At 47.0% G+C, this 18095-nt stretch carries 13 protein-coding genes; 1 reads left to right on the top strand and 12 read right to left on the bottom strand.

Annotated features, from left to right (window positions below):
- Nucleotides 1–121: 121 nt before the first annotated feature.
- The 12 genes from Q0140_RS05450 to Q0140_RS05395 form a co-directional block, all read right to left on the bottom strand.
- Nucleotides 122–3031 carry a PD-(D/E)XK nuclease family protein gene (locus Q0140_RS05450; protein ID WP_297962626.1) on the bottom strand — a complete coding sequence of 970 codons (2910 nt, stop codon included), beginning with the start codon at nt 3029–3031 and terminating at the stop codon, nt 122–124.
- A gap of 275 nt (nt 3032–3306) precedes the next feature.
- The gene (locus tag Q0140_RS05445; RefSeq protein ID WP_297880467.1) at nt 3307–3990 is read right to left on the bottom strand and encodes a response regulator transcription factor; all 684 of its coding nucleotides are present in this window, start codon (nt 3988–3990) and stop codon (nt 3307–3309) included.
- Nucleotides 3991–4902: 912 nt separating this feature from the next.
- Nucleotides 4903–6021 (bottom strand): glutamine-hydrolyzing carbamoyl-phosphate synthase small subunit, encoded by a 1119-nt coding sequence (carA, locus tag Q0140_RS05440; RefSeq protein WP_297962624.1) that lies wholly within the window; start codon nt 6019–6021, stop codon nt 4903–4905.
- On the bottom strand, nt 6021–6572 hold the full coding sequence (locus Q0140_RS05435; RefSeq protein ID WP_297915929.1) for a DUF507 family protein: 552 nt from the start codon (nt 6570–6572) through the stop codon (nt 6021–6023). The genes carA and Q0140_RS05435 overlap by 1 nt, the downstream gene beginning before the upstream one ends.
- A 75-nt stretch (nt 6573–6647) precedes the next feature.
- Nucleotides 6648–7898, bottom strand: a complete 1251-nt coding sequence (locus tag Q0140_RS05430; protein ID WP_297962621.1) for an adenylosuccinate synthase — start codon at nt 7896–7898, stop codon at nt 6648–6650.
- Complete coding sequence (locus tag Q0140_RS05425; protein ID WP_297962619.1) at nt 7895–8758, bottom strand: ATP phosphoribosyltransferase regulatory subunit; 864 nt, start codon at nt 8756–8758, stop codon at nt 7895–7897. The genes Q0140_RS05430 and Q0140_RS05425 overlap by 4 nt, the downstream gene beginning before the upstream one ends.
- Nucleotides 8755–12822, bottom strand: coding sequence for a diguanylate cyclase (locus Q0140_RS05420; RefSeq protein WP_297962617.1), 4068 nt, complete (start codon nt 12820–12822; stop codon nt 8755–8757). The genes Q0140_RS05425 and Q0140_RS05420 overlap by 4 nt, the downstream gene beginning before the upstream one ends.
- Nucleotides 12823–12873: 51 nt before the next feature.
- Nucleotides 12874–13563, bottom strand: a complete 690-nt coding sequence (gene modB / locus Q0140_RS05415; RefSeq protein ID WP_297962615.1) for a molybdate ABC transporter permease subunit — start codon at nt 13561–13563, stop codon at nt 12874–12876.
- A 992-nt stretch (nt 13564–14555) separates the two neighbouring features.
- The gene (locus Q0140_RS05410; protein ID WP_297962613.1) at nt 14556–15404 is read right to left on the bottom strand and encodes an ATP-binding cassette domain-containing protein; all 849 of its coding nucleotides are present in this window, start codon (nt 15402–15404) and stop codon (nt 14556–14558) included.
- Complete coding sequence (locus Q0140_RS05405; RefSeq protein WP_177389459.1) at nt 15391–15783, bottom strand: hypothetical protein; 393 nt, start codon at nt 15781–15783, stop codon at nt 15391–15393. The genes Q0140_RS05410 and Q0140_RS05405 overlap by 14 nt, the downstream gene beginning before the upstream one ends.
- Nucleotides 15783–16550, bottom strand: coding sequence for a molybdate ABC transporter substrate-binding protein (modA, locus tag Q0140_RS05400; protein ID WP_297962611.1), 768 nt, complete (start codon nt 16548–16550; stop codon nt 15783–15785). Before modA ends, Q0140_RS05405 begins: the two co-directional genes overlap by 1 nt.
- A 101-nt stretch (nt 16551–16651) precedes the next feature.
- On the bottom strand, nt 16652–17440 hold the full coding sequence (locus tag Q0140_RS05395) for a TOBE domain-containing protein (RefSeq protein ID WP_297962609.1): 789 nt from the start codon (nt 17438–17440) through the stop codon (nt 16652–16654).
- 184 nt (nt 17441–17624) lie between these two features.
- Between Q0140_RS05395 and Q0140_RS05390 the strand changes: the two genes are divergently transcribed.
- The coding region (locus Q0140_RS05390) for a VacJ family lipoprotein (protein ID WP_297962607.1) at nt 17625–18095 on the top strand (471 nt) is incomplete at its 3' end.

Below are 18095 nucleotides of genomic sequence, written 5' to 3'. Positions count from 1 at the left end.
GTTCTGCCCGTAACTCGTACGATAGCGCATCCGCCCCAGCAGGCGCACCAGCTCGATGAACCTGACCGCGAGATTGAAGGTCTTGCCGCTGCCTGCGCTTGCTTCAAGCGCCAGATAATTTTCAAATTTTGCCATCGATCTGCCCCTTGCAAATGATTTTATAATCGCAGTATTCGCAGCTTTGCACCACTTCCGTGCGCGTAAAAGCAACCTCGCTTGCAAATTCCTTGCCGATAGAGCTTAGCGTCTCGCGCAGATTTTCTAAGCTAGGCGTTTTGTCACCAGGAGCCGCAAACGCGCAGTCTTTTAGCGACAGATAGGCGCATTCGCACTCCTGAGCCAAAAGTGCGCGATAAAACGTAAGCTGGAATTTTTCCATATGTTTTTTAGCTGAACCACGTTTGTAATCGATGATAAACTTCCGCCCTGCCTTGTCTTCGTCAATGCGGTCGATCCGCCCGCTTAGCCGCACTCCGTCAAGCTCGCCTTTTAGCGATACTTCACTGCCGCTAAAGCTCCAAATTTGCTCATGCTCTTCTAAAAGCCTAGCTAGCTTTTCTACAGCTTTTAGCTCAAGCTCTGCATCAAAGCGCGCGATGCCCGCTTCTCGCGCAAGCTGCGAATAAATAGGGCGAAATTTTTCCATACTAAATTTCATCCCCGCTCGCTCGTATAAACGCTGAAAACTCGTATGTAAAATTTTGCCTAAAAGCGCATTGTCCTCGCCAAATTTTAGCCCCTCTTTTAGCCCGAAAACGTAGCGGTAATAATACTTCCTCTTGCATTCTAAAAACGTATCCAGCCGCGAAAACGACAGCTCCTCGGCAAAAAAATCATGGCGAGCCACGGGATCTTCTTGTCCGCATAAGGCGGACTTAAATTCCTCCCTCCCAAAAAGCCGCAAATAATCCTCCTGCGAAAATTCCGCGTCTTGTTGCACTTCAAAGCTTTTCAAAAACCGCGAAGGCAATTTCTCGACGCTTTGCAGATAGCAAATCGCGCTTTTTTTAGCGCCTCTTAGCAAGCCGTCGTAGTAAAATCTTTGTAAATTTTCGCGATCTGCGTGGCTGATAAGCCCTGCTCTAGCGCGCAAAGCGGAGTTTAAAAACATCTCTCCGCTACTGCGCTTTGGCACCAGATCATCGTTAAAATCGGGGATTATCACGCCGTCAAATTGCAGTCCGCGGCTCTCTAAAAGTCCCATTACCGTGACCTTTCCGCCACGAACATCATCGAGCTTAATGCGCGAAATTTCTAACAAAAAAAGATCGATTAGATTGCCCAAGCTTAGGTTTTCGTCCTTAAATTTTCGAAGCAAAATTTTAATTAGATATAGCGGCTCTTTTAGCTTTTCTTGCAGTAGCGCGTCGCTAATTTTGGGTAAACAGGCAAGCTTTACAATTAGCGCCTCGAAATGCTCAAAGCTTACTTGCTTTGTAAAATCGCGCGCAAACTCGCCAAAAAGCGCCTCATCCACGTCCACACTCGCAAAAAACAGATCAAGCTCCTGCGGGTTTGGGCGCTGCGGATACTCATCTGCGCCCTCGCATATTTTAGAGCACCTAAAGCGATCGCGCTGCTTAGGACTTTTTGAATGCCCATCTTCTTCCTCAAGCTCTATATGCTCCAGTTGCATAGAGTGTCGTAGGCTCTCTTGCTGCTTTAAAAGCTCTTGCCGTTTTGCGCTAACCGAATAATCGCGCTGCTGCGCACACTCCAAGGGCTCTTGCAACTCTGCAAACTCTGCCGAAAAGCTTTGCTCTTCCGCGCTATTAGCGCGTTCCGCCGAAATTTCGCGCAGAATTTCAAAATTTTCCGTATTTTCAAACGCCCCTGCAGACATAAAATTTAAATCCGCTTTAGAATTTGAAAAAATTTCGCAATCAAACGCGGAATTTTGCTGTACTAAATTTTGCGATGCAGAATTCTCAGAAGCGAAATTACCTAGCGCTAAATTTTGCTGTACCGCGGAATCCTCCGCATTCAAAAATCCTCCATCCGGGCTTTTGAATGCGCGGTAATCTACGCCAAATTTCGGCGTGCGCGCTTCTTTTAAGCATTGCGAAATTTTCTCTAGCGTTACGTAAAATAGGCTATCTTTAAGCTTCTCTCCCATCGCAAAATTTAGCAGCCTGTGCGAGCCGCGAGCCCTTGCGATGCGCTCGTCGTAAAGCCGCAGCGTGCCGGCAAAACTCTCGTCGGGCAAAATCACCGCGATGCGCTCCGGCGCAATGCCCGCGCGCACAAAGGATGAAATTTTTTCAAAAACATAGCTCGCCTGCAAGCTTCGCAACTCAAAGCCTCTACACACAACCGCTCCGCCCACGCTTAGCAACTCTCGGCTTAGAATTTCACCCGTACCAAGATTTACGCGGTATGCAAAACCTGGCTCTAGGCTTATGCCGCAAAGCTCCTCCACCGCGCGCACGGGCTTGGAATTTAAAGTCGTGGCTCTAAAGCTCAACACAACCTCGCTCAGCTCCGCAGCGCGCTTAAAAACCTCGAACTCAAATGCGCTAGGATTGCCGTCGATGTTGATTTCTATCCGCTCAAATCCGCGCAAATAGGACTCATTTATCTCATAAAGCGCGGGGAGCGTGATCTCGTCGTAAAATCCATGCTCACGCAGAATCCTTGCATACGCCCCCGCTAGCTCTCGCAGAATTTCAAAATGCTCGGCATACCACGCATAGGTATCGCTAAGATCGAGCGCATCGATACTTACGCGCTCCGTCGCAAGCTCCTTGAAAAAGCCGAAAAGATACTCGCGGTTGCGCATAAACTCGTAAAGCTCGCTAGGGAATTTAAGCCTCTCGCCTGCGCGCTTGCTCTTGTTTACCGCTTGTTTCATAAAAAGCGCGCGGTCTATCTCACCGCAAGCGACAAGATCCGGCACAAAAAGCGCCTTTTCGTAGAATTCCGCCAACGTAATCCTAGGCGCCAGCACGCCGCCGCCCTCGCTTTGCAGCGCCGCGCGTAGCGCACGCGAGCTAGTGTAGACAAAGAGATTTTTAGAGGGCAAATTTTTCAAAACAAATCCTTTAGAGCGATTCGCAGAACGCGGAATTTTGCGATATTTTAGCAAGAAATTTTTAGTTTGGGCTTTTAAGCAAAGAAGTTTTTGAAAAGCTTGAGAGGTTAAATTTTATCAAGTCAAATTTAGTAAGTTGGACGAGCGTAAAATTTTAATCTGTGGCGCTTTGAGCGCGGAATTCTACCGCGCTCCGCATTAATCGCGGCATATTTCGACGCAAAATTTTACGAGTGGATTCCGTAAATTACAAAGCGGCAAAAACGCGACGGAATTTAAGCGGGCTCAAGCTCGATCTTGTATCCCAGGCTCGGGACGTTTTTTATGATTTCGCCTCCCACTTTATCGCGGATACGCTTGACGAAGGTGCGAAGCGCCGTATCACTCACGGCTCCTTCAGTCCAAACATAACGCTTGATCTCCTCGTAAAGCACCAGCTCGCCCACGCGACTGGCTAGCAGCGAGACAAAAGAAAGCTCCTTTTTAGTAAGCACGATCTGCTCGCCATCCTTCAGCAAAATACGGCGAAGCCCGTCAAATACGTAGCCTGCGCCCATATTTACGACTCGTACAGAGTCCAGCTTAGACTTCATCAGCGCACTTATCTCTAGCACAAATGCGGCGATATCTACCGGCTTAAAGTAATACCGCTCGACGCCAATCTCCATAACGCCTTTTAGCTGCTCCTCCCTACTGAAGCCACTAAGCACCACGATAGGAGCATGCGGAAAGATCTGCTTGATCTGGCGTATCATCGCTAACCCATCCTCGATCGGCATTAGAATGTCGGTAATGACGAGATTAGGACTAAATTTTTTGAATTTTTTCACACCTTCAAGCCCGTTTTGGGCATTATAAACGTTGTTAAAAATACCCTCAAACGCCTTATGCAGCGAGGCTAGTAATTTAGTATCATCCTCGACTAGCAAGACGTCCAGCTCTTTTAAAGCGCAGCTCATAGCAGACCCCTCAAGGCGAAATTTCAAACGAAATTCTTTCAAATTTTCTCTTTTATTGAGCTTAAAATAATGTTAAGTTAAAAATTTAATTTCATAAAGTAACACAACTCTTATTTTAGGTGCAAATATGGGCGGGATTAAAAAAACAAGCGTGAGTAAAAACTGCAGCATAGAGATGGGTAAAATTTAAAGTGACGCGAGTTGAATCTTATCGGTGCGAAAGAGATTTAAGAGCGGCTGAAAGTAAAATTTCAAAGCTGGCGCAGGTAAAATTTCACTACGCGGCGGAGCGGAATTTTATTTTAGGCAAATGGCTTTTAGAGGGAAATGAAACGGCGCCGATAAGGTTTGAAGGGCAGGTATAGTTTATCAAAAACTAGGGCATAACTGGCAAAATTGCGTCAATAAGACTTTAACGGGCGGGCGACGTTAGATAAAATTTTACGGGCGACAGGGCAGCTTACTAGCGCAACTTTTGACGGCAGCAAAACGGTTCGTCAAATTTAAAGGGCTTGAAGTTATGAGAAATGTGCCACAGGATCTGTTTTGAAAGGGCTAAGCGCACCAAGTCTGATCTTTTAAAGTGCATGAAATTTAGCAGCGCGTGCGCTTAAAAGCTACGTGGACGCAAAAATCACATGAATAAAAAGCATGCGGCGCGCAGCCAGTTTAAATTTAAAATCGCGACTAGCGCAGATCGCTTCATAAAAAAACCGCTTAGTTCAAAATCGCCGCGACAATCCTAAGTCCGTAAAAGTGCGCTTTGTGTACCTCTCCAGCCTGCAATTATCCAGGCTGCGACGAGCTTTAAATTTACGACTCAAAGACCGCGTTAGAATTTAAAGCTTGCCGTAAATTTAAAATTTTACCGCGCGATCGCGGTAAAATTTCATGCAGGCAAAATTTCAAAAATCATAAAATTTCAAGAAATTCTTTGAAGATATATTTGCTCTCGGTAGGCCCCGCGCTGGCTTCGGGGTGGTGCTGCACCGAAAATACGGGATAGTCTTTGTAGCGCACGCCCTCGATCGTGCCGTCGAAAAGATTGCGGTGCGTGATCTCGCAGATCTGCGCGATCGTTTCGGGGACGTTGTAGTTGTGGTTTTGCGCGGTGATCTCGATCGATTTGGTGCGCAGATTTTGCACGGGGTGGTTTGCGCCGTGCTGGCCGAATTTAAGCTTGTAGGTCTCATACCCCATCGCGTTGCTTAGCAGCTGATGACCCAAGCAAATTCCAAAAATCGGCACGCGCGCTTCGACCATCTTTTTGATCTGAGCGATCTCCTCTTTAAGCATGCGCGGCTCGCCCGGGCCGTTTGATAAAAATACGCCGTCGATCTGCCCCTCTTTAAGCTTAGCAATCAGGCTCTCCGCTTTAACGTCGTGCGGAAAAACCTCGACGCCGAGCCCCAGATCACAAAGCTCGTTTAGGATGTTTCGCTTGACGCCGTAATCGATCACGGCTATCTTTTTGCCGCAGCTTGCGGGCTGAGCGTAGCTTCCGCGCGCGGCGTCCCAGCGACCCGATGTGTGCTTGTACGGCGCCTTCGTGCTTACGATGCTTACGTAGTTGATCTCCTCTATGCGCGCAGATTCGCTGAGCGCCTTTTTAAGAGCCGCTTTATCGCTAATATCGGTAGAGACGAAGGCGCGCAGACTGCCCTGATCGCGCAGCATTTTGGTTAAAAATCTGGTGTCGATGTCGTAAATGCCGAATTTTCCGTTTTGCAGAAAATAATCCTCCAAGCTCATCTGCGAGCGGAAATTTGAAGGCTCGTTGTTAAAATTTCTTATGAAAATTCCGCTTGCGTGGATTTTGGAGCTTTCTTTGTCGTCTTCGTTGATACCTACGATACCGATTTCGGGCATCGTAAAGATAATAAACTGCCCCGCGTAGCTCGGATCGGAGATGATCTCCTCGTAGCCGGTGGCGGAGGTGTTAAACACGAGCTCGCCGAATGCGCTGCCGCCCTTGCCGAACGCCTTAGCTTGCAGGTAGATGCCGTTTTCTATGTAGATATACGCGTTCATTATAGCATGCCCCGTTTTCTTAGCTCCTCTTCGTAGAGCTTTTCAAACACTAGCTCGTATTCTTCGGTACCCGGGATCAATTTTTGCTTGTATCCCTCGATCTTTTCATAGACCTCGTCCTCGATCTTTTGGTAGCTTTTCAAATACTCCTCGATCGCGTTATAAATTATCGTCTTTAGCCTGTTTTCCGAAACTTTGTAATCGATCAAATTTTTCTTCCAAACGGTTTCTAAAATTTTATGCGATATGGTGCCGTAGCGATCCTCGAAATTTAGCTCGAAATTCTCGTCGTTTGCGATGTGGCGTTTGATGAGCCAAAACATATCTTTTTTATTCACGCTCATCTCATCTAGCTCGCTTATGCGCTCATCTATCAGCTCGTTTGCGCGCTCGTCTATCGCTCTTTCTTTTTGCAGATCGGCCCTTATGATTTCGTCCGCTTCCTTGGCGACTGGCTCTATGCCCGCACCGAGCGTAACGCAGCCCGAGTTTAGCAGATCCAGCGCTATTTTATGCGCGATATATGGCACGTGTGGTAGTCGTATTCGCATGATCGTTCCTTTAAATTCAGTTCTATGAGCGGTCTAGCCGCCCGCAACGGGTGAAATTTTAAAATTTCACCGGGTTTATAAAATTATCGTGTCGCTTCTTTCGGGACTGGTGGAGATGAAGCCCACCTTCGTGCCGCTTAGCTCCTCTATTTTACGGATATAATTTTGCGCGTTTTGCGGCAGATCTTCAAATTTTGAAATTCCCTTGACGCTATCCCAGCCAGGCATCTGCTCATAAACCGGCTCGGCAGCTTCCAAATCGATCGGGAAATAATCGATATCCTCACCCTTGTAGCGATATGCGCGGCAAATTTTAATGCTCTCAAAGCCGTCTAGGACGTCAAGCTTCATAAGCGCGAGCTTGTCGATGCCGCTAAGGCGCACGGCGTATTTCGTAGCCACTCCGTCGAACCAGCCGCAGCGGCGCGCCCGCCCCGTCGTGGTGCCGTACTCCTTGCCGATCTCGCGCATCGCCTCGCCCTGCGGGCCTTTATCCTCGGTAGGAAACGCACCGTTGCCCACGCGGGTGGTGTAGGCCTTTAAAATTCCCATCACCGTGCCGATATCTTTCGGCGCAAGCCCAAGCCCGCTGCAAGCCCCGCCCGCGATAGTAGTTGAGCTAGTGACGTAAGGATAGGTTCCGTGATCGATATCAAGCAGACTTCCTTGCGCGCCTTCTACGAGCACGCGCTTGTCGTAATCAAGCGCCTTCCACAGCATGTGCGTGGTATCGGCGATGTATGGCTCGAGCGCGCTTTTATAGCGCTTTAGCTCCTCGTAAATTTCAATCTTGCTAGGAATTTTAACTCCCGCTTTTTCAAAAACGCTCTCATGCGAAGCAAAATCGCGCGATAGCGCCTCGGCAAGCCTTTCGGGCTCCAAAAGCTCCGCTACGCGGTGTCCCGTGCGCGCGATCTTATCGGCATACGCAGGTCCTATACCCTTGCCGGTGGTGCCGATCGCAAGCTCGCCCTTGCTCTTTTCGCGCGCCTGATCGATCAGCGAGTGGTACTGTAAATTTAAAAACGCCTTCTCGCTTATGAAAAATCTGCCCTTTAAATTTTCAAACTGCGCCATCTCGGTAATCAGCACGTCGGGGTTGATCACGACGCCGTTTCCGATGATGTTGATGATATTTTTATGAAGCACGCCGCTAGGTACCAGATGCAGCGCAAATTTCTCGCCGTTTATGACGATAGTGTGGCCTGCGTTGTGCCCGCCGCTGCTGCGACATACGAAATCGTAATTCGCGCTTATCATATCTACGATCTTGCCCTTGCCCTCATCGCCCCACTGGGCGCCGATGACTACGTCAACTTTGCTCATTTTTCATCCTTTTGCATAATTTTTTCTATCAAAGCATCCACTAGCAGCGCAAAGCCGCTGGATTTTAGCCCGTCAATCTCGTAATTTCCGCCGTTACAATACACCGCGCCCGCGTCTAAAAATCTAAAAAATAGCGCGTCGTAATAGCGCATTTTAGAGTAATACAGCAGCGAAACGCAGATACGCTCGTAATCCACGCCTAGGCTTAAAATTTCATCTAGGCAAGGCACGAGCTCTTCGGGCACCTGCGCGCGCAGAGCCCGCACGTCCTTTAGCGACGTAGCGCGAGCCGTAGCATCCAGCCAAGGCAAATTTTGCTCAAGCAGCGTCTCAATCTTGCCCTTTTCAAAAATTTCAAGCGGCAGGTTTAAAATTTCGCAAATTTTTTTGGGAATCTCGATATTGCTTAGCTGAAGCGCGGGCATAAGATCAAATTCTTTAAAAAATTCCTGCGCGATTTTGATCGCAAGGGGCAGATTTTTCTCCCCGATCAGCTCCGCGCCGATCTGATAAAACTCGTCGCTTGGGTATTTGAAAGTAGGCTGGGCATAAAATAGCCGCCTTAGCTTATCGTCTTTCAGCCGCTTGCGCACGATACGTACGACGTCCACGGTGCTGTCTGCGCGAAGCGCGAGCTCATGGTTTGTGGGATCGGAGAGCTTGAGAAGCTTCTGCGGCGCGACGCTTAGGTGTTGATGATATGAAAAATAGGGCGTTAAAATTTCGCTAAAGCCGTTTTTAACGAGGATTTCGCTCGCTTTATTTTCCAGCTCGCGCTTGAGCTGCGCGCTCTTTCCGAAATACAGCCTCGAGCCGTTTGGTATCTCGTGATCGAAATCGGCGCTAACGCTATCTATCATGCTGCCTCCAAATCGCTTATGAACTGATCCAGTCGCGTTTTAAAGCTCTGAATGAAGCTTGCCAAAACGCGGTAATCAAGCGAAAGAATATCTAAAATTTGCTTACGTATTTCTGTATTTAGCGCAAATTTCTCGCTGCCCGCGCTTTGAGTTTTATTTAAAATTTCGCCGAATTTCGTTTTGAAGCTTTCAAACTCTCCGGGGCTAAGCTCGCCCGTTTGACCGCGCGCGATGAAGCTTAAAGCAAGCTCTTTGTAATCAAGCGCGTTTAAGAAGCTGATAAACTCATCTTTGTCGATGGCTGCGAGCTTGGGCGTATCTTTAAAGCGCGCGATGAAAGCGTCTATCTCTTTGCGATCCAGCGCTTTTGCGATAAAATTTCCCTGTAGATAGTTAAATTTCAAATTGTTTAAGAGCCGCAGCGACAGCGCGTTTTCGACCCCTTGAGCGCCGAGAGCAAAACCAAACTCCCGCTTTAGCTTGCCTGTGATCTCCACCATCGTTCGGATAGCATTTTTTTTCTTGCCTATGTCAAGGCAGAGCTCGCGGTCGATTTTAACGACATCGAAAGGCTGGGCATTCAGGAATGGGATATTGCTTTTATTTGCACTATTAAGAGCAAATTTAACCCCAAGATCTGCATAACGCCCACGCGCAGGGGCGAATTCCTTAAAATTTTGCTCGCTAAAATCGGTTATCTCAAACATCAACTCGCCTTTTGCATTAGCCCTGTCTCGCAAGCTATGAGCTACGAAATCGTAAAATTCGTCGTTTGTAAGCACGGCTAGACTTACGTTTATAGAGCAGTTTGCGCCCGTTTGAGCGTTAAATTCCATCATCTTTGAAAACGCAAATTTTGAGATTGGCAACTCAAATCGCGGCTCGCTTAATATCTGCGCAAAATCCTGCGGGGCAAGAATTCCGCGCTTTCCGCGATCCCAGCGTAAAAGCAGCTCATATCCGTAAATCTGCGCGCCGCTAATGATCGGCTGATAGAGCACGAAAAACTCCCCCTCTTCGATCGCTGCAGCAATCCCTTCCTCGCTAGGTTCGTCTGCTTCGGCGCGCTCAAAGATGCAGTAGCGGTTTTTACCGCTCGTTTTGGCGCGATACATCGCCCTATCTGCGCGCGATAAAAGTCCCGAAAAATCGATCTTTTCACTGCCGTCGTAAAACGCTGCGCCAACGCTGATGCTTGCGCTAATTTCGTTGCCTTTGAGGTTAAATTTCATCTTTGAAATTCCAAGCAGACGATCTAATAGCACATGCGCGGCATCCTTGCTTTGCAGATCGCCGATGATAGCGCCGAACTCATCGCCGCCAAGACGCGCTAAGATATCGCCCTTGCGCAGTAGCCCACTCATCGCCTTTGAGATAGCCTGCAAAAACATATCGCCGACCTCGTGCCCGTAGGTGTCGTTGATCGCCTTAAAGCCGTCAAAATCGATGAAAAGCACAGCCATCAATTTGCCGCTGTTGCCCGCGTTTGCGGTAAATCTCTGCGCAGCCTTCATAAAATATACTCTGTTCGGAAGCCCCGTAAGCGCGTCATGGTGGGCGATCTTGGCTAGCTCGCTCTCCTTTTGTTTGATCTGCGAAATTTCGGTAAACATCAGAATGAAATTTGAAGTAAGCGAAAAATCATCCTTGATCGCAATTGCCGTAAATAGCGCAGGAAAGGTGCCGCCGCCTCTTTTTAGTCCGTAAATTTCATCTTTGTAAGAGGTCTGTTTGCCGACGAGATTTTTTCTAATCCTCTCCATCACGTCTGCTCCGCCCTCCGTAGGAGCGAAGAAATTTGGAATTTTGCCGATAGTTTGGCTTTCGCTATAGCCGGTGATTTCATAAAAGGCGTTATTAGCGCGCAGCACGCGACCGCTCTCATCTGTGATTAAGATCGCCTCTAGCGAGCGCGAAAAGACGTTGGCGTTTAAATTTAACTCCAGCTCCGTCTGTTTGCGCGAGCTGATATCTTCGAGCGTAGTTTTTACAAGGCGCGAGCGAGAGCCCTGCTTTTCGGTGACGTAGCCTTGCATACTGATCCAAGTATAGGCATTAGCGGCATTTCGCAGACGGAATTCGCAGCTAAAATCGCTCCTAAGCCCGGCGGTGCATTCGCGGATCATTTTATTGAAATTCTCTAAATCCGCGAAGTAAATTTCATAACTGAACTCCCCGAAGCTCATCGCAGTGTTTAGCCTTTTGCCGCGATATTTTAAAATTTTAAAGTAATTTTTATCAAACGACAGCGTCTGCGCATCAAGATCGATTAAGCAGGTACAAAAATTCCTAGTCTCGATTACGGTGCGGTAAAAGTCCAAATCCTCCTGCAAGCCGCGGATCACCTTAACATCGTCATCAATATTTTGAAAATAAAACGCAGCCCTGGCGGCGGACTTTTTGACATAGATGCTCACTTCGTAGCTATAGCGGATATTATCATTATGGCGAATTTTATAGCTTTGAGAAAAGCTTAGCTCTTCTGAGGGCATATCGGCTAAGCGGTTTAAAATTTCATTTTTAGCCTCATTCGCATCCTTTTCATCCAGCAAATCCCATAGCCTTATCTCGCCGCTTAAAAACTGCGCCGCTTCGTAACCCCAAAGCTCTTTTATATTTTTACTAGCATCTACGATCTTGCCCGAAGTGTAGTCAAACACGAGCGTAACGATAGGCGCGTGATTTAAATACTCATATTTTTGCTTAGTTTCATCGTAAAATCTGCGATATTTTGACGCATCGAGCACCACAAAAAGGGTTGAAATTTTACTTCCGTCGCGGATATAAGATTTTTTAACATAAAGGTCTTTGACGCCATTTTTGGTCTCTTGGCGGGTTACGACATAGTTTTCTTTGACATAGTTTGCGCGCTGGGTTTGATAGGCGTGATCGTAAAACGAGCCTGCTTGCAGCGCGAATATATTCCGTCCTACGACGTCATCGCCGTAAAGCTCGCGTGCGCCGTTGCTAGCGCTTTCGATCGTGCCTGCGACGTTATCGATGCTAAGCACTGAAAGAGAGCTGTATTTTAGCGCATCTTTAAAGCTGAGGCTAAAATCGCCGTGGCGCAAATTAGACTTCAAGACCTCGTCTATGGATTTAGAAATTTCTAAGACAGAGCTTAGCGGATTTAGCGCTTCTATATCGCGAATTTTGGAGTGATAATCTCCTTGGCGCAGAGCGTTTTGAACTGCCGCTAGCGGGATAAAAACGCGCTTTTTTAAAAACGTAAAATTTGAAATTAGAAGGATTAAATAAGCTAAAATAGCCGCCGCTAGCGCTACGACGATAAAATCGTCCGCGCCTAAAAAATAGCCGGCTCGTTCGCGAGCCATTACGAAATTATCCCCAAATTTCGCAAGATATGCAAAGCTTAGCCCAGATTCGTCTTCAAAGCTTACCACTTCGCCTAGGCGCGAAAAATCAAAATCCTGCCCTAATATATCGGTTACGCTGCCAGGAGCGTTAAAAAATTTACCTTCGGCGTTAAAGACCAAAATATCTCCCAGCGAAGAGAGCCTGGCAATCGGCCTAGCGGTGTTGGCAAAACCTAGCAGATATGAATCAGCGTTTACGCGCTTGATTAAAAAATACCGCCACGCCCCATCCATCATCATATAGCGCGATACCCATTCATCCTTTTTTAGCTCGCTTGCGATATCCGCAAGTCGTATCTCGCCAAGATCCGAAATGCGCGCATCCGATGAAAAATGCGCCAAGCTCTCCTGCTTCGCGCCGCGGGCGCGCAGATAAAAAATAGCGTCAAATCTATGAGAAGATTTTACGACATTACGGATCAAATCCGCATAAAGCTTGCTTTGCATAGCTTCGTGCCTTGCGTCCAAAGAAAGGATAGTTTCTTTTAGAATTTCAAGCTCGCTAAAAAGCGACTCGTCGGTATTTTTAAGTAAAGTAATCGCCGTGCGCGTCCGCAAATCAAGCTGCGTAGCGATCCTAGTGCGCAAAAAGCTAATCTCGCAAACTACTACAAGCGTAAGCAGCGCAGCGCCTAGAATCAAGGCGGCGTTAAATCTTTCGGTAACGAAGTCTTTTTTGTTTTTCATGCCAAATTCCAAATTTTGAAGGATTTTAGCAAATTTCGTTTTAAAGCCGATTTAAGCTTGTATTTTTGCGCCCTTTGCTCCCAAAAAATGCATAATCAAAAGCACCGCAAAGCTAAAGAGCAGCATCAGTGCCGAATACGCATGAGCCTGCGCAAAATCGAGCGTCTCGGTCGCTTCGTAGATCGCGATGGAGGCGACCTTGGTCTGCTCGCTCACGCTGCCGCCGATCATCAGCACGACGCCGAACTCGCCCATCGTATGCGCAAAGCAGATCACCAAGGCGCTAAGCAGGGAGTGGCGTATCGCGGGTAACGCGACGCGAAACAGCTTGGAAAAATAGCCCTTGCCGAGCGAGTCGCACGCCCAAAAAAGCGAGCGCGGAAGCGAGCGAAAGCCCGAAACCAGCGGCGAAAACATAAACGGCAGCGAGTAGATACAGCTCGCGATCACGAGCCCGCTGAAATTAAATACGAGCCGAAGCCCGAAGTGTTTGTCAAAAAACTCGCCCAGCACCGAATACGGCGATAGGAAAACGAGCAGGTAAAACCCTAATACCGAGGGCGGCAGCACGAGCGGAAGCGAGATGATCGATTCGATCACGCTTTTGCCGCGGAAATTTTTTCTCGCCATAAAAAACGCGAGCGGCACGCAGATGATAAACAACGCGAGCGTCGTCAAGCTGGCAAGCTTTAATGAAACGAGAAACGGCGTGTAATCGAGCCCCTTTAGAATTTCAAACATTTATCCTCCGAGCCGAGCCGCTGGGCCCAAACTATAAAATTTTAAAAGCCTAACCCTACTTTAAAATTTAGAGGCAAAGCTAGATAGAATTTACGCAAACCTCATAGTCATAAGGCTTTGCAAAATGAAATTTTGAAAATTCCGTGCAAGCTAACGCGAGCGGAATTTATAAAAGTGCTTGGCTAATAAATTCCTTCAAGCGTGCAAATCCTGCCGAATCTTTAAGCTCTCTACCAAGCTGGCAAATTTTTAAGGCCACGAATTTTGCTGAGCTAAATTTCAAAAAGCTTCACTAGGCTTTAAAACTTAAGCGGGCAGGATTTATCTGAGCGCAAATTTCACGCAAGATAGGCTAAACGACACCCTCCGAACGACCTAGTGAAATTTGATTGAGCCCGACAAGACGAAATTAAAATTTCGCATAAACCCAAAAGACCCGGTTAATGAAATTTTGCCACAGCTCTTATTAAGCGAGTTTAGCACGCAAGCTTCAAACCGTTAGAGCTTTTAAAATTTCAAAGTCACAAAATCCAGGTAAAATTCCAAATCTAAAAATTTTAAGTTTGCGCGAAGCTTCACATTAAATTTTTTACCAAAATCGCATGATAGAATTCGCGCAACTCCTGCCAAAAAAAGTAAATCAAAAGTCGCTAAATTTAAAAATAAACCTACCGCGCCAATCAATAAATTCAAAGAAGGAATTTAGTGGCGCATGCCCGCGCAAAATCTAAAATTTAAAGCTTAACTTCCCCACGCTATCTAGTCTTACATTGCAATTTTGCTCTAGCCTGCGTTTAAATTTTGTGTTTCATTAAAATCTAAGCGCGATGCGAATGAAATTTTAAAATCTTACCGTATTTTACGGGTAAATCTAGCTAAAATTTCGCAAAATTCCTCGTCTAAATTCCACGTAAAATTCCATAAAAGCCTGTATTAAATCTCTAATCTAGTTGAAGTTTCCCGCTTATGCGCGCCCAAGCTTGCCTGTAAGTTTAAATTTTACGCAGAGTGATATTAAAGGCTTTGGCGCCTGTTTTGACCTCGTCGCCTACTTGCAAGCCATCGGCTTCTGCATTGCTTAGCACCACTTCGCACAGCTGGCTGCCGATCGCTACGACAGCTACTTTGACCCCGTCGCGTGCTTGCAAATCGACAATCTTGCCCGCGAAAGAAAACTTCTGTGAGCCGCTAGTTTTAAGGAAAATTTCCTCCGGCGTACCGGTGCGGACGATCCTGCCGTCCTTCATCTCATAAACCCGCTTGCAAAGCCTATAAATCTCACTCACATCGTGGCTTACCAAAATCACGGTCTGATGAAACTGCTCGTGGATCTTTAGCAAATACTCTTGGATTTTTTCGCGCATCGTAAAATCAAGCGCCGAAAGCGGCTCGTCAAGTAGCAAAATTTCAGGCTCTTGCATCAGTGCGCGAGCAAGTGCTACGCGCTGCTTCTGTCCACCGCTAAGACCCTCTACGCCGGATTTCGCAAACTCGCTAAGCTCTAAAATTTCAAGCAGCATCGCAGCTTTTTGCGGATCGTTTCTGGCAAAAAGTAGATTGCCCGTCACGCTCATATTCTCAAAAAGTGCGTAGTCTTGAAACAAAAAGCCGATCCTGCGCTTACCCGCACTTAAGAATTCATTGCCTTCTTGTAGCACGCGATCGCCGTCTTTTATGCTACCACTATCTGCGCGCAAAAATCCAGCCAAAATGCGCAGCAGTGTAGTCTTACCGCTGCCGCTGCGCCCATATAGGCACACAAACGAGCCTTTGTTAATCTCTAAGCGAGTATCAATCGAGAAATCATCACTGATTTTTTTCTTACAATCAATCGTTATCATATTTTTCTATATATATCGCAGTGGCGCTAACGTATGCGAAAACCTCGTCGCCCTCGCGTAAAGCAAGCTCCTGCGCAGAATGCGCGCTAATGAGCACATCAAAGCTTATCTTGCCTTCAAACCTGAGCGTGCATAGAATTTCACCTAAGCTTAGGCTCATAATCTTGCCGTGAATTTCATTTTCGCTAGATACACCACTTAGGGCTTCGCGAGATAAAAGCACATCGGTGCTTTTAAAGCCCACGTAAACTTCGCTACCCACCTTAAGCTCGCTACTTAGCTGCAGAAATACGCCACGTAGCTTGATGCCGCCTGCAATAAATCCTACAGAATGGATGCCGTCTTTTTGTAAAATTTCGTTGATTCTCGCTCTAATCATTAAAACTCGTATCCGTATTTAGCAAAGATCGCCTTACCCTTATCGCTTAGGATAAAATCATAAAACGCCTTGGCTTCGGCATTGTCTTTGGCGCGGTTTAGCACGACCATGCCTTGAGCTATCGGCTCATAGAGCTTGGTATCGACTAAGACGAAATTTTCGCCCTCTTTGCAAGGCTTATCGTTGCAGCCGTCCTTTGCCATCTTAGGCGCATACATCGCGCTAGCCGCGATAAAGCCGACGTCGGAAGCTTTAAGCGCTTGCGAAAGAGCCTCACCGATCGATTTTGCCTCTACGATTTTGCCTTTGATCTCATCGTAAATCCCGGCTTTTTTGAAAGCCTCCACGCTTGCGATGCCGTAAGGAGCGGTCTTTGGATTTGCTATCGTGATAGTTTTGACGCTAGGATCTTTTAAAATTTCAAGCCCTTTGCTAAGATCTACGCCGCGCACGCTAAACATCGCCACTTTGCCCTTGGCGTAAGTTTTGGCAGGCGCCGTTGCAAAGCCCTCTTTATGCAGATCGTCTGCAAATTTCATATCCGCCGCCATAAAAATATCAAACGGCGCGCCATTTTTGATCTGCGTGCTAAGCGCTCCGCTTGCACCCAAGCTCACGTTTAGCGTGGTTTGCGGATGCAGTTTGGCAAATTCCGCCTTGATCTCGTCAAACGCATACGTCGTGTTCGCAGCGGCTGCGACGCTGACCTCGCCTGCGCTAAGCGCGCCTGCGGTTAAAATTCCTAAAAGCACTGCTTTCAACTTCATTTTATGCCTTTCGTTTCGGCTCTCACCGAGAATTGAATTGTATCTAAAATTTTAAATTTACGCCTTAAATTTTAAAATTTTGCGCACCCAATTTCACCCTATTACGCGCCAATAATGATCTCGCTAGGCTCGATGATCGCCGTTACTTCATCTCCTACTCCTAGAGCCATCGCGGTGGCAGATTCTCGCGTGATGATCGCGGTGATGTTTTGATGCGAGCTTGTGCCTAGACAGATCTCTGCGTTTACCGCGCCGATTTTGACCTCGCTAATCGTGCCCTTGATTTGATTCACCGTACTAAGTTTTAGCTTCTCCGAGGCTCCTTTGGCAATGATGACGCTTGGGGCTTTGAATAAAAACAGCACATCCTTGCCCGTCTTTAGCCCTAAATTTTTTTCGCTCTCTACGGTTACCGTCGCGCATAAAATTTCGCCACCTGCTAGCTTAGCCGTGATTTGAGAATTTACAGCGCCTGTTTGAACATCCGTAATCTCAACACTTAGCTGATTGCGCGCAGAAAGCTTCATACCGATCTTCTCTAAGCTTAAAAGGCTCTCTTCGGTGATCTCGTCAAGCTTTAAAATTTCACTCAAAAACGTCTCGCCCGCGTGGCTGATAGCATCATAGGCGCGAATCAGCTTGTGAGCGTAAGGGGTAAGCTCGGAGCCGCTATTTTTCTTTGTGCCTTGAGTGCGGACGATGAGGGGTTTTTTGCTCGCGTTGTTGATTAAATTTAGCGCGTCCCAGCCGTTTTTATACGACACTCCTACGATCTCTGCGGCCTTTGTAATACTTTTAGTCTCATCTACGGCCTTAAGCAGCTTAATGTGCTTGGCTAGAAGCGATGTTTCCTTGCCAAGCAGGAATTCCAAAGCAAATTTTGCGTCCATTTTCATCCTTTCTTATTTACTTTCGCGTGATTTTATAATATATCCTCTGATATATTTCTTAAAGAGCTGTAGGCTTTATTCTGCGCTATAAAGAGGGAAATTCTATATGAAATTTTACCTTTATTGACAAAATTTCTTTAAACTTGTAAAATCGCCACTTTGATTTATATATAAGGTTTGCAATTTGAAATTTATAAAAATTCTATTCCTAGCCGCAGCGTTAGCGCTTTGCGGTTGCTCACAGAAGCAAGACGCGGCGCCTAGCGGCGATACGGATGGTTTTGACGAGGAGTTTGCCAAGCGCGAGGTTTTCGATCCGCTTAGCGGCTATAACCGCGTAATGACGGGCTTTAACGACGTATTTTACTCATACATATTAACTCCCGTAGCCAGCGGCTACGACTATGTAATGCCCGATCCGATCCAGGGCGCATTTTCAAATTTTTTCTATAATATTTTATATCCGATGAGGCTCGTAAACAACCTGCTGCAGGGTAAATTTGAAAATTCTTGGGACGAGACGAAACGGTTTTTGATCAATTCGACCGTTGGCTTCGGCGGACTTAACGATATGGCGGGCAAATACTACGGGATTCCGCGCCACGACGAGGATTTCGGGCAGACGCTCGGATATTGGGGCGTGCCGGCAGGTCCT

The organism is uncultured Campylobacter sp. (assembly GCF_938045405.1).
Lineage (GTDB): Bacteria > Campylobacterota > Campylobacteria > Campylobacterales > Campylobacteraceae > Campylobacter_B.
Note: the sequence above shows the minus strand (reverse complement) of the source record. Positions and strands in the feature narration are given on the sequence as shown.

Excerpts from the sequence above, each read along its gene's own strand:
- Q0140_RS05445 (WP_297880467.1), bottom strand. The coding sequence starts at position 3,990 with ATGAGCTGCGCTTTAAAAGAGCTGGACGTCTTGCTAGTCGAGGATGAT.
- Q0140_RS05425 (WP_297962619.1), bottom strand. The coding sequence starts at position 8,758 with ATGATAGATAGCGTTAGCGCCGATTTCGATCACGAGATACCAAACGGC.
- Q0140_RS05395 (WP_297962609.1), bottom strand. The coding sequence starts at position 17,440 with ATGGACGCAAAATTTGCTTTGGAATTCCTGCTTGGCAAGGAAACATCG.
- modA (WP_297962611.1), bottom strand. The coding sequence starts at position 16,550 with ATGAAGTTGAAAGCAGTGCTTTTAGGAATTTTAACCGCAGGCGCGCTT.
- Q0140_RS05430 (WP_297962621.1), bottom strand. The coding sequence starts at position 7,898 with ATGAGCAAAGTTGACGTAGTCATCGGCGCCCAGTGGGGCGATGAGGGC.
- Q0140_RS05435 (WP_297915929.1), bottom strand. The coding sequence starts at position 6,572 with ATGCGAATACGACTACCACACGTGCCATATATCGCGCATAAAATAGCG.
- Q0140_RS05420 (WP_297962617.1), bottom strand. The coding sequence starts at position 12,822 with ATGAAAAACAAAAAAGACTTCGTTACCGAAAGATTTAACGCCGCCTTG.
- carA (WP_297962624.1), bottom strand. The coding sequence starts at position 6,021 with ATGAACGCGTATATCTACATAGAAAACGGCATCTACCTGCAAGCTAAG.
- Q0140_RS05405 (WP_177389459.1), bottom strand. The coding sequence starts at position 15,783 with ATGATTAGAGCGAGAATCAACGAAATTTTACAAAAAGACGGCATCCAT.
- modB (WP_297962615.1), bottom strand. The coding sequence starts at position 13,563 with ATGTTTGAAATTCTAAAGGGGCTCGATTACACGCCGTTTCTCGTTTCA.
- Q0140_RS05410 (WP_297962613.1), bottom strand. The coding sequence starts at position 15,404 with ATGATAACGATTGATTGTAAGAAAAAAATCAGTGATGATTTCTCGATT.